This is a genomic window from Actinoplanes sp. NPDC004185 (assembly GCF_053603475.1).
Map to the genome: position 1 here is coordinate 122350 of NZ_JBSGFR010000020.1, position 12216 is coordinate 134565.

The window sequence follows — 12216 nt, forward strand, 5'->3', positions numbered from 1 at the left end:
GAGCCGGGGACGGGAACGGCCGCGACGGGTTGAGGCCGGCACGAGATCGAGGCCGACACGGGTGTCAAGGTCGGCACGAGGTCGAGGCCGGCACGAGGCCCAAGGCCGACACGGGTGTCGAGGTCGGCACCAAGCCAGGAGACCGACCCCCGCACGGGATCACGGCCCGCACGGGGTGGGGCGGTGGGTTATCTGATTGCTGGGCCGGCCGAGGCCGAGGTGGCACCGGATTCCGCCGCGCCCGGGTCGGAGGGGGCGGAGTCCGAGCGGGCCGTGTCTGGGGTCGCGGGGCCGGAGGCGGAGGGGCTGGCCGGGTCGCTCGGCTGACTCATCGCCTCGGCTGCCGCTGCCTTGCGGCGTTCGAACGGGTCGCCGTATGCGCGGACCGCGGCCCGTGCGTACGCCTGCTGGAACGTCGCCACCCGCTCCGACCGTCCCCGGCCCAGGAAGCTGACCGCCCAGTGCAGCACCGCCGTCACCCTGTTCTTGAAGCCGACCAGGTAGAGCAGGTGCACCGCCAGCCACATCAGCCAGCCCAGGAAACCTGAGACGCGTAGCTTGCCCACGCTGGCCACCGCCGAGAAGCGGGAGATGGTGGCCATGCTGCCCTTGTCGAAGTACTTGAACGGGCCGGCGGGTTCCTTGCCGGCCAGCCGGCGCTTGATCTGGTCGGCCGCGTACCGGCCGCTCTGGATGGCCACCTGGGCCACGCCGGGGAGCTGGTTCAGCGCGATCATGTCGCCGACGGCGAAGATCTCCGGGTGGCCGGGCAGGGTGCAGTCCGGGTTGACCTTGACCCGGCCGGCCCGGTCGGTCTCGACGCCGGCCTGTTCGGCGAGCTTGCGGGCCAGCGGCGGGGCGGCCACGCCGGCGGCCCACATCTTGGTCATCGACTCGATGCGCTGGTGACCGCGTTTGGTGTCCACCTCGATGCCGGTGGCGTCCACGTCGACCACCTTGGTCTCCAGCTCCACCTCGACGCCGAGCAGGTGCAGCTGGCGCAGGGCGCGGGTGGACAGGTGGTCACCGAAGGTGTTCAGCACCGCGTCGAGGGCGTCGATCAGGATGATCCGGGCCTTGCGGGGGTCGATGTGCTTGTACTGGCCCGGCAGGGTGCGGTGGGCCAGCTCGGCGATCTGACCGGCCATCTCGACGCCGGTCGGGCCGGCCCCGACCACCACGAAGGTCATCCAGCGTTCGATCTCGGCCGGGTCGGTCTGCAGGTCGGCCAGCTCGAACGCGCCGAAGATGCGGGCCCGCAGCTCGAGGGCGTCGTCGATGCTCTTCATGCCGGGTGCGTGGTCGGCGAACTTGTCGTTGCCGAAGTAGGACTGCGACGCCCCCGCGGCGACGATCAGCGTGTCGTATTCCACGGTGTAGTCGATGCCGGGCGCCTCGACCGCGACCGTCCGGCCGGCCACGTCGACGTCGCTGACCCAGCCGAGTTTCACGTCGACGTTGTCCTGGCGCCGGAGGATCTCGCGGATCGGCGGGGCGATCTCGCCCTCGGAGAGGATGCCGGTGGCCACCTGGTAGAGCAGCGGCTGGAACAGGTGATAGGCCGTGCCGTTGATGAGGGTCACATCGACGTCGGCCTTGCGCAGGGACTTGGTGGCGAAGAGCCCGCCGAAGCCGGCTCCGACGACCACCACCCGGTGCCGTCGATCAGATCGTTCAGGCATCACAGTCTCCGCTGCTCGTGGTCGGCGTCTCCGTACGGTATCAACGTCCTGGTGGAAACAACCTTCGTGCTCTTCCCGGGCCGCCATCACGTCCTTACCCGCTTCCAGGCCGAGTACCTGCAACGGTGGCCGGATGTGACCATTGTCTGGGCGGTGACGTCGGCGAACCACGAGAACACGAAGCGTAATCCGGTGCCGTACCACCGGCGCGAGGCGGCCATCGAGCGGTTCAGCGTGCTCACCGGGCTGCGCTCGGTGGTGGTGCCGGTCTTCGACACCGCGCCGACCGAGCGGTTCGCCGAGGTGACGCTGAAGAACATCACGGTGGCGACCGGCCTGGAGCTGACCCCGGCGAACACCCTGGTGGCCTGCTCGACCCCGGCGGTCGCCGCGCTCTACAGCGCCCTGGGCTTCGGCATCGCCGGGGTGGAGGCCGACTCCACGCCCGAGCCGGCCCGCCCGTGGGACGTGCTGCTGCGGCTGGCGGCCGGCGACGAGAGCTGGCGGGAGCTGGCCCACCCGGCGACCGTCGACGTGTTCGACCGCTACCAGCTGGTGGAGAGCGTGCGCACGGTGGTCAACGACCCGGTGGTGGGCGCGGAGGGCGGGCTGACCACGACCCGCAACTACCACACGTACGTCGAGGCGTTCGCCGACAGCGCGGCCCGCAAGTGGGAGCAGGTCCACCAGCACGTACGGCCGGGCCGGATCGTCGACATCGGCTGCGGTGCGGGCGCGGTGCTGGAGCTGGCCGACCGGGAGCCGGCGCTGCGCGAGAGCGACCTGATCGGTGTCGAGATCGCCCGGCACCTCTACGAGGAGTGCATGCACAAGAAGGCCCAGGGCGTCTTCGGCAACGCCAACGTGTTCTTCTACCGCCGCAACGTGCTGGGCGGCGCGATCTTCCCGCAGCGTTCCATCGACACGACGCTGACGTTCGCGCTGACCCACGAGATCTGGTCCTACGGGGACCGCTGGACGTCGCTGCGCCGGTTCGCGCAGGCCATCTACGACCACACCGCGCCGGGCGGCGTGTGGATCAACAGTGACGTGTGCGGCCCGGACGGCCGGGACCGCCGGGTCCGCCTGACCCTGGACCGGACCGACGGCGCCAACCCGGCCACCGCCCGCGACGACCTGGCCGAGCTGTCCCCCGAGCAGGTCTCGGCGTACGTGGCCGGCCTGTCGACCCGGGCCAGGCTGGACCAGTTCGCCGTGGACTTCCGCTTCCCGTTCACGTACGACCCGGCCGGCGACGCGGTCGAGCTCACCCTGGGCGCCGCGATGGACTACCTGACCCGCAAGGACTACGCGGACAACTGGCTGTCCGAGACCCACGAGCAGTTCTGCGGACTGGAGTACGCGGACTGGAAGTCGCTGCTGGCCGACGTCGGCTTCGAGGTGGACCCGGCCTCGGGCACCTACCGCAACGACTGGATCATCGACAACCGGATCGCCCCCACAGCGGCGCTGGCCTCGCTCGACGGCACGCCGCTTAACTGGCCGGTCACCCACGTCCTGCTGGTGGCCCGGCGGCCGTTGAACACCTGATCAGTCGGTGAGGATCGGGCGGAGGGCGTCAAGGACCGCCGGGTCCTCGATGGTCGAGGGGACCGGTTCCGGGGTGCCGTCGGCGATGCCGCGCATCGTGCGGCGCAGAATCTTGCCGGAGCGGGTCTTGGGCAGGCCCGGGACCACGTCCACCCGGCGCAGCGCGGCCACCGGGCCGATCCGGTCGCGGACCATCGCCACCAGCTCGGCGCTCAGCTGCTCCGGGTCGATGGCGGCGCCGGACTTCAGCACCACGAAGCCGCGCGGTTGCTGGCCCTTGAGCGGGTCGTGGACGCCGATCACCGCGCATTCGGCGACCGCGGGGTGGGCCGCCAGCACCTCTTCCATCGCGCCGGTGGAGAGGCGGTGGCCGGCCACGTTGATGACGTCGTCGGTGCGGCCCATCACGTACAGGTAGCCGTCGGTGTCGAAGCGGCCGCCGTCGCCGGTCAGGTAGTTGCCCGGGAACGCCGACAGGTACGACCGCACGTAGCGTTCGTCGTCCTGCCACAGGGTGGGCAGGCAGCCCGGTGGCAGCGGCAGGCCGATGACGATCGAGCCGTCCTCGCCCGGCGGCACGTCCGCGCCGGCCGGGTCGACCACCCGGACGCGGTAGCCGGGCACCGGCACCGACGGGGAGCCCGGCTTCGTCGGCAGCGTCTCCAGGCCGCGGGGGCTGGCGGCGATCGGCCAGCCGGTCTCGGTCTGCCACCAGTTGTCGATCACCGGTACGCCGAGCCGCTCCCCCGCCCACGTGTAGGTCTCCGGGTCGAGCCGCTCGCCGGCCAGGAACAGCAACCGCAGGCTCGACACGTCGTGCCCGGTGAGCAGCTTGCCCTCGGGGTCCTCCTTCTTGACCGCGCGGATCGCCGTCGGAGCGGTGAACATGACGTTGACCCGGTGCTGGGCCACCACCCGCCAGAACGCGCCCGCGTCCGGCGTGCCGACCGGCTTGCCCTCGTACAGCACGGTGGTGGCCCCGGTGAGCAGGGGCGCGTACACGATGTAGGAGTGGCCGACGACCCAGCCGACGTCGGACGCGGCCCAGAAGACGTCGCCCGGGCCGGCCGCGAAGATCGCCTCCATCGACCAGCGCAGCGCGACCGCGTGGCCGCCGTTGTCCCGGACCACGCCCTTCGGGCGGCCGGTCGTCCCGGAGGTGTAGAGGATGTAGAGCGGGTCGGTGGCCGCCACCGGTACGCACTCCGCCGGCTCGGCCCCCTGCAGCGCCTCGTCCCAGGTCAGGTCGCGGCCGGGGACCAGCTCGGCGAGCAGTTGCGGGCGTTGCCGGACCACGCAGTGGTCGGGCTTGTGCGTGGCGGTGCCGATCGCCCGATCCAGCAGCGGCTTGTACGGCACCACCCGGCTCGCCTCGACCCCGCACGAGCTGGCCACGATCACCTTGGGCCGGGCGTCGTCGATGCGCGCCGCGAGCTCCGACGCGCCGAAGCCGCCGAAGACGACGGAATGGATCGCGCCGAGCCGGGCGCAGGCCAGCATGGCGATGACCGCCTCCGGCACCATGGCCAGGTAGACGACCACCCGGTCGCCCGGGCCGACGCCGAGCCGCCGCAGGGCGCCCGCGAACAGCGCCACCTCGTCGCGCAGCTCCCGGTACGTGTACGTGCGCAGCGTCCCGGTCACCGGGCTGTCGTGGATCAGGGCGGCCTGCTCGCCTCGCCCGCCGGCCACGTGCCGGTCGAGGGCGTTGTGGCAGGTGTTGAGCCGCGCGTCGGGGAACCACCGGGTGTCGAAGATCCGGTCCGGTGGGCTGTCCCAGTCGATGGCCTCGGCGGCGTCGCGCCAAAAGCCCTCGGGGTCGCGGAGACTGCGCTCGTACGCCTGCCGGTAGTCACCCATGCAGCCAGGGTGACCACCGGCAGGCCGGTTAGTCCAGAGCCGATCAGCTCTGCACGAACACCGCCGTGGTCCGGGCCAGCACCGTGAAGGTGCCGGTGGCCCGGTCGAACGAGCCCGGCTCGTGCTGGGCCGGGTGCGGGCCGACGGTCGCGCCCTTGAGCGCCGGCACCGTCTGGGTCGCCGTCGCCGGGGTGGCGTTGAAGACCACGGTGACCGACTTCCACCGGCGGTCCAGGCCGCGCCCGTCGAGTCGCATGGTGATCACGCCGGGCGTCTCGGCCGCGCCGGAGAGCGGGAACGACAGGCGCTTCTGCACCTCGGCCGCGGTCGGCAGCCCGAAGACCGGCGACGACCGGCGGATCGCCAGCAGCTCCCGGTAGCGGGCGTCGGCCAGCTGCACCGCGTCGCAGCCGGGAACCAGTGCCCGGTCGGCCAGCAGCGGCTTGGCGTACGCCCACTTGCTCTCGTTGTCGGCCACCGGGGGCAGGCCGCGGCCGAAGCCGTTGCCCTTGGCGCAGTCCCAGCTGATCTGGTTGAACCAGTCGCCGGAGTTGAACGAGTTGCGGTCCAGCGACTTCGAGCGCAGCCGTTCGCTGCCCGCCGTCACGAAGCCGGGGCCCTGGCCGAGAGCGGTCGTGGCCAGCGCCACGGACTGCATCCGGGCCCGGTCCAGCGCCGAGGTCCGCTGCGGCAGCTTGTACGCCAGCGCGTCGAACAGGATCTCGTTGTCGTGCGCGTCCACGTAGGTGATCGCCTCGCCCGGCGCCGCGGTGTAGCCGGCCGGGGAGCCGTTGTAGTCGACCTGCGCGCCGGTGACCGGCGTACCGGAGGTGGCGGTGAACCGGTAGCCCGCCAGGTTGCCGCTGAGCCCGACCTTGATCAGGTCCTGGTAGTGCAGCAGGCGGGCCTTCTGCTCGGCGGCCGTGCCGTTGGCCGGGTCGCCGTTGGGGTCGGTGAACAGCCCTGAGCCGAAGCCCTGGATGCGGGGGTTGTCGTCGAACGGGCCGCCACCGCGGACGGCGTCGCGGAGCCGGTCGTTGAACGTGGCGATGCCCGTACCCGCCATGTTCTTCTGGGTGGCCTGCACGAAGCGGGCGTCGCCCGCGACCTCGCCGAAGTCCCAGCCCTCGCCGTACAGGTAGATGCTCTTGCCGTCGACGCCGTCGCGGGCGACCGTCAGCTTGTCGAGCGCGGCCCGCACGGCCAGGATGTTGGCCTTCGGGTGGTGGCCCATCAGGTCGAAGCGGAAACCGTCGACCTTGTACGCCTTCGCCCAGGTCACCAGCGAGTCGACGACCAGCTTGCCCATCATGGTGTGCTCGGGCGCGGTGTTGGCGCAGCAGGTGGAGTCGGCCACCGTGCCGTCCTCCAGCAGCCGCTGGTAGTAGCCGGGCACGATCTGGTCGAGCACCGAGTGCGGGTCGGTGCCGGCCGCCGAGGTGTGGTTGTAGACGACGTCCAGGACCACCCGCAGGCCGCCGCGGTTGAGCCCGGCGACCATCTCGCGGAACTCCCGGGTGCGGGCGTCCGGGTCGACGGCGTAACCACCCTCGGGCGTCGTGTAGTGCAGCGGGTCGTAACCCCAGTTGTAGCCGTCCTTGGCCGCCACCGCCGCCACGCACTTCTGCTGCTCCGCCGAATCCGGCGGCAGCGCGGCCAGGTCACAGGCCGGTTGCTGCTGGTCGGCGCGCTTCTCCGGGATGGTGGCGAAGTCGAAGACCGGCAGCAGGTGCACGTGGGTGGTGCCGGCCGCGGCGAGGGCCCGCAGCTGCTTCATGCCGGCCGTGCCCGGGTCGGTGAAGGCCCGATAGGTGCCGCGTTCGGCCGCCGGGACGGTGGTGTCCGCGATGGAGAAGTCCCGGACGGACAGCTCGGAGATCTGCACCTTGCCGGGTTTGTGGGCGGGTTTGCGCAGCCCGGCCCAGCCGGCCGGGGTCTGCGCCGGGTCGCTCAGGTCGGCGATCCGGCTGTGGGTGGAATCGGGCGACAGGGCCACCGAGTACGGGTCGGTGACCGAGGCCGTGACGACCTTGTTCGCCGCGGGCTGCCAGGCGGTGACCCGGTACCGGTAGTACTTGCCCTTCCAGTCCTTCGCGCCCCGGACCGACCACACGCCGGTGCCGGCGTCCCGGGTCATCGCCACCGTCCGCGCGGTCGCCGCCGGGGTGTCGAAGAGCTCCAGCGAGACCGTCCGGGCGGTCGGGGCCCAGACCGCGAGGCTGGGCCGTCCGCCGGAGAACGTCGCGCCGAGCTCGGCCCGTGCCGCCCTGGCGTACACGTCGTCGAGGGCGCCGGCGGTCTGCACGCCGGTCGCGGAGAGCAGCTTGCCCTCGGCGTCGCGTTCGGTCACCGCGACCTGGCCGCGCAGCACCTCCTTGATCTTCGAGAGGTCGCTGAGCCGGAACGCCGGATACTGCCACAGGTGCGGGTTCGCGATGCGCTGGTCCTCGGTGAGACCGTTGCGGCGCGCGTTCAGGCGGATGGTGCCGTGCGCACCGGTGAGCTCGCCGTCCACGATGCCGAGGCCCCCCTCCGGGGCGTAGACCAGGTCGTAGACCCGGCCGTCGGTGCCGGCCCCGACCGGCTCCAGCGAGGACCCGAGGCCGGTCTTCCAGGCGATGGTCGCCCGGTCGATCCAGACAGCGTTCGACTTTGCCAGGTCGGCAACCCCGCCGCCGGCTTTGCGGACCACGGGCAGCAGCCGCTCCGGTACGCCCGACAACAGCCACACCTCCCGCCCGGCCTTGGCGAAGTCGAGCCGCTGGTCGTCGGGCAGGTCCTTGGTGTCGCCCTTGTGGATGATGTAGTTCAGCCCGGTCGCGCCGGCCGCCAGCGGCACCCGGAACGTCACGCCGAACGCGTCGGTCGCGGCGGGCTGCAGCGGCGCGGACCACTCGGTCGGAGCCGCGGCGCCGTCCCACACGTGCAGACCCCAGCCGGAGTAGTCGCCGTCGGCCCGCCGGTAGTGCACGATCGCAGTGTTCTGGTCCTGCTCGACGGCCGGCCCGGTGGTGGTGACCGTGGGATCACCCTGCTTCAGCCAGACCTCGGGGGTCTTGGTCGGGTCGAGGAACCGGTCGGCGCCGACGTCCTTGACGCCGTTCTTGTCGACCACGATGAAACCGACGTTCTTGGCGCCCGGCTTGAGCTTGACCCAGGCGAACCGGCCGTACGCATCCACCCCGTCGAAGGGCTGCCCGGCGGGCCAGGTGGTCGGTGTCTCGACGTCGCCGAAGGCGTACAGGCCCCAGTCGTCGTAGTCGCCGGCCGGCCGCTGGTAGTGCACGATCGCGTAGTCCGGTCCGGCGGTCACCGGCGGTGTGCCGACCTTGATCCGCGTGTTCGTCACCGCCAGGCGCCCGCGGCTGTCGCGAGCCACCGCCTTGTACTTCACCGGGGTGCCGCCGGCCAGGCCGGTCAGATCGTGGAAGGCCCGGTACGGCGCCCGGTCGGCGGTGCCGAGCAGCCGCCACGGGCCGTTACCGACCTGCGCGGCGAAGGTGACCGTGGACAGCGGGTCGCCGGTGGTCGTGGCGGTCAGCTCGGTGCGCGTCGGCACCAGGGCGTCGGCCTGGGGCGCGGTGAACGTCACGGTGGGAGCGGCGGACGCCTGGGCGATCGGCTCGGCGGCCCGGTAGACGACCGAGGACAGCGCCGGGACGGTGACGGTCAGCTTGCCGTCGGTGCCGGTGGATGCCGTACCGGTGGCGCCGTAGAGGCCGGCGAACGAGCCGGCCGGGGTCCAGGTGTCGAGGGTGACGGTCTGCGCGGTGGTGGCGTTGTTGACCGCGACCACGTACTCGGTGCGGGACCGGCGGTCGATCCGGGAGGTGGCGAAGACGCCGGGGCCGTCGGCCGCGTACCTGGTGACCTGCAGTCCGTCGCGCAGCGCGGGGTGGGCCTTGCGCAGCGCGGCGAGCGAGCCGATGGCCTTGTACAGCGGGTGGCCGGTCTCGTAGTTGGCGACCGCGTGGGTGCGGTCGGTGCCGATCAGGTCGTCGTCGAGGTAGTCGGCCGACTTGCTGGCGAACATGTCCTGCCGGGCGTCCTTGTCGCCGCCCGGGCCGGTGAAGCCCTGCTCGTCGCCGGAGTAGACGACCGGCTGCCCCCGGCCGAGGAACATCAGCTCGTGGGCGAGGCGGTCGCGGCGCAGCTGGACGGCGGGGTCCTTCTCGGCGGCGGCGACGAACGAGCCGATCCGGCCCATGTCGTGGTTGCCCAGGAACGTCGGCAGCCGGTCGGCGCCGGTGTCGCGGGTGGTGTAGAGGTCGTCGGCGGCGTACAGGTCGGACAGGGCCTTGGCCGAGCCACCGTCGGCGGCGAACGACTTCGCCGCGGCCTGGAAGGAGAAGTCCAGGGTCGCGGGCAGGCCGCCACGGCGCACGTACGTCGACTCGACCTCCTGGTCGGCGCTGTAGACCTCGCCGAACATGAAGAAGTCCTTCTTGCCGGCCTGGCGCGCGGCCCGGTCGATGCCCTGGCTGAACTGCGGCCAGAAGTCCAGGCCGGTGTGCTTGACGGTGTCCAGGCGGTAGCCGTCGATGCCGGTCCGGGCGATCCAGTCGCCGTAGATCTTCGTCATCCCGCGGACGACCTCGGGACGCTCGGTGAACAGGTCGTCGAGGCCGAAGAAGTCGCCGTACTCGCTGTTCTCGCCGACGAAGGTCGAGTCACCGCGGTTGTGGTACATCGTCGGGTCGTTCAGCCAGGCCGGCTTCTTGACCGTGGCGTCCTCGGCGCCGATCACCGGCGTGTACGGGAACGACTCCTTGTTCAGCCGCGGGAAGGCGCGGCTGCCGTCGGCGTAGTTGCGGTCCTCGAACTTCCGGCCCTGCGCGTCCACGTACGGGGCGGTGGCCTTGTCGATGTAGTCGTACTTGTTCTCGGCGTACTTGATGACGTCGGCGGTGTGGTTGACGATGATGTCGAGGTAGATCTTCATGCCGCGCTTGTGCGCGAGTCCGACCAGCCGCTCGAGGTCGGCGTTGGTGCCGAAGTGCGGGTCGACCCGGGTGAAGTCGGTGATCCAGTAGCCGTGGTAGCCGGCCGAGATGTCGTTGCCGCTGCCCTGCACCGGGCGGTTCTTGAAGACCGGGGCGAGCCAGATGGCGGTGGTGCCCAGGCCCTGGATGTAGTCCAGCCCGTTGATGATCCCCTGCAGGTCACCGCCGTGGTAGAAGCCCTTGTCGGCCGGGTCGAAGCCGGTCGAGAGCCGGTCACCGGGCAGCCGGCCGGTGTCGTTGGACCTGTCTCCGTTGGCGAAACGGTCCGGCAGGACGAAGTAGAACTGCTCGGCCGGCTCCGGCGCGGCGTCGAAGCCCCAGCTCGCCAGGGCGGCGGCGGACGGCTCGGCGGGCCGGGCGGCGGAGGCGGGCACGACCGCGGCGATGCTCAGCAGCACGCCCAGGATGAGGGACCCGACGAACGTCGGACGCCGTCCGGGCAGGAGGGTTTCCACATTGAGGCCTTCCGATGGCGGGGCGACGACGCACGCTAACCTCCGGCGGACGGACCTTGCAAGACTTTGCAGAAGTTGTCAGGCAATTACAACGCAACGGTGGAGCAACAATGTGGACATGACCGACGTCGTCTATCAGATCTACCCGCGCTCCTACGCCGACGCGGACGGCGACGGCGTCGGTGACCTGGCCGGCATCACCGCCCGCCTGGACCACGTGGCCCGGCTCGGTGCCGACGCGATCTGGCTGACCCCCTTCCAGCGCTCACCGCAGGCCGACCACGGCTACGACGTCAGCGACTACACCGACGTCGACCCGCTCTTCGGCGACCTCACCGCGTTCGACACCCTGCTGGCCCGGGCCCACGAGCTCGGCCTGCGCGTGATCGCCGACGTGGTGCCCAACCACTGCTCCGCCGCGCACCCGCTGTTCCGGGCCGCGCTGGCCGCCGCCCCCGGCAGCCCGGCCCGCCGACGGTTCCACTTCGCCGACGGCCGCGGCCCCGGCGGCACCGAGCCCCCCAACAACTGGCCGAGCGTCTTCGGCGGGCCGGCCTGGACCCGCATCACCGAGCCGGACGGCAGCCCCGGGCAGTGGTACCTGCACCTGTACGCGCCGGAGCAGCCCGACTGGAACTGGCGGGACCCGCGGACCGCGCCGTTCTTCGCCGACGTGCTGCGCTTCTGGTTCGACCGCGGCGTCGACGGCCTGCGCATCGACGTGGCCCACGGCCTGTTCAAGGCGCCCGGGCTGCCCGACCTCCCGGCCGGCGTGACCCCCGAACCGGGCCGGCTGCGCGGCAACCCGCTGGCCTGCGACCAGGAAGAGGTGCACCACGTCTACCGCACGTGGCGGCGTCTCGCCGACTCGTACGACCCGCCGCGCGTCCTGATCGGCGAGGTGAACCTGTCCCCGGACCGGGCGGCCCGCTACGTCCGGCCCGACGAACTGCACCAGGCGTTCGCGTTCGCCTTCGTGACGGCGCCCTGGGACCCGCACGCCTGGCTGGCCACGGCCACTTCCCTGCTGGCGCACGCCGCGGGCCCGGCCCCGGTGACCTGGGTGGTCGAGAACCACGACGTGGTACGCACCCCGACCCGCTACGGCAACCCGGCCCGCGCCCGCGCAGCGATCCTGACCGTGCTGGCCCTGCCCGGCTCGGCCTACCTCTACCAGGGGCAAGAGCTGGGGCTGCCCGAGGTCGACGTGCCGGTGGCGGCCCGGCAGGACCCGGCGCTGACCCGGGCCGGCTTCTCCCGCGACGGCTGCCGCGTGCCGCTGCCATGGCGCAGTGACGCGGCCTGGGCGTACGGCTTCTCCCCGGCCGGCGCCCAGCCGCCGTGGCTGCCGGTCCCGGCGGGATGGGGTGACCTGTCGGTCCAGGCGCAGGAGGCTGATCCGGGATCGACGCTGCACCTGACCCGGCGGGCCCTGGAACTGCGGCGCTTCCTGCCGGCCGAGGACACCGTGCGGTGGTCGGTCCAGGAGGACGGGCTGCTGCTGGCCCGGCGCGGGTGCGGCGTCACCCTGGCCGTGGCCATGGGCGACGGCGACGCGCGCCTGCCGGATGGGGACGTGCTGCTGGCCAGCGGACCCCTCGCCGACGACGGCATGCTCCCTCGCGACACCGCGGCCTGGCTGCGCACCTCACAGTAGAGCCGAGG

Annotated in this window: 5 protein-coding genes; 2 read left to right on the forward strand and 3 right to left on the reverse strand. The window is 71.9% G+C overall.

From position 1 onward, the window contains the following. Positions 1-188 precede the first annotated feature (188 nt). The gene (locus tag ACWEOZ_RS21765; RefSeq protein ID WP_451912495.1) at positions 189-1682 is read right to left on the reverse strand and encodes an NAD(P)/FAD-dependent oxidoreductase; all 1494 of its coding nucleotides are present in this window, start codon (positions 1680-1682) and stop codon (positions 189-191) included. A gap of 51 nt (positions 1683-1733) precedes the next feature. On the opposite strand from ACWEOZ_RS21765, the gene ACWEOZ_RS21770 reads away from it, so the two are divergent. Then, the gene (locus ACWEOZ_RS21770) at positions 1734-3233 is read left to right on the forward strand and encodes a class I SAM-dependent methyltransferase (protein ID WP_451912496.1); all 1500 of its coding nucleotides are present in this window, start codon (positions 1734-1736) and stop codon (positions 3231-3233) included. Here ACWEOZ_RS21770 and ACWEOZ_RS21775 read toward each other — a convergent pair whose 3' ends face one another. Both ACWEOZ_RS21775 and pulA read right to left on the reverse strand, forming a co-directional pair. Then, positions 3234-5093 (reverse strand): propionyl-CoA synthetase, encoded by a 1860-nt coding sequence (locus tag ACWEOZ_RS21775; protein ID WP_451912497.1) that lies wholly within the window; start codon positions 5091-5093, stop codon positions 3234-3236. Between the two features lie 43 nt (positions 5094-5136). Then, the gene (pulA, locus tag ACWEOZ_RS21780) at positions 5137-10503 is read right to left on the reverse strand and encodes a pullulanase-type alpha-1,6-glucosidase (protein WP_451912533.1); all 5367 of its coding nucleotides are present in this window, start codon (positions 10501-10503) and stop codon (positions 5137-5139) included. Between the two features lie 166 nt (positions 10504-10669). Here pulA and ACWEOZ_RS21785 point away from each other — a divergent pair, with 166 nt between their 5' ends. Beyond that, positions 10670-12208: a glycoside hydrolase family 13 protein gene (locus ACWEOZ_RS21785; RefSeq protein ID WP_451912498.1), complete on the forward strand. Its 1539-nt coding sequence runs from the start codon at positions 10670-10672 to the stop codon at positions 12206-12208. The last annotated feature ends 8 nt before the right edge of the window (positions 12209-12216 follow it).